Source organism: Bradyrhizobium denitrificans, assembly GCF_013179005.1.
Taxonomy (GTDB): Bacteria; Pseudomonadota; Alphaproteobacteria; order Rhizobiales; family Xanthobacteraceae; genus Bradyrhizobium; species Bradyrhizobium denitrificans.
Genome location: NZ_JABFDP010000100.1, coordinates 1 through 330 on the forward strand (window position 1 = coordinate 1; position 330 = coordinate 330).

Annotated in this window: 1 protein-coding gene; it reads left to right on the forward strand. The window is 70.6% G+C overall.

Annotation, left to right across the window (positions count from 1 at the left end; all coding sequences use genetic code 11):
- The coding region (locus HL671_RS37925) for an AMP-binding enzyme (protein WP_172244280.1) at positions 1-330 on the forward strand (330 nt) is incomplete at both ends.

A 330-nucleotide genomic window follows, 5' to 3' on the forward strand; every position in this document is an offset into this window, starting at 1 on the left:
CATGTCGGCCGCGCCGATCATCAGGTCAAGATCCGCGGCCATCGCATCGAGCTTGGCGAGATCGAGGCGCGGCTGCGCGAGCAGGCCGGGGTGCGCGACAGTGTCGTGGTGGCGCGGGAGCTGGGCGGAAGCCGGCAGTTGGTCGGCTATGTCAGCGGCGAGGATGCACTCGATGGCGCGAGCTTGCGCGCAGCGCTGGTCCCGGTGCTGCCGGACTACATGGTGCCGTCGCGTGTGATGGTGCTGCCGCAGCTGCCGCTGACGCCGAACGGCAAGATCGACCGCAAGGCGCTGCCGCAGCCCGATGCACGGCCGAGTGAGCGAGCGCGC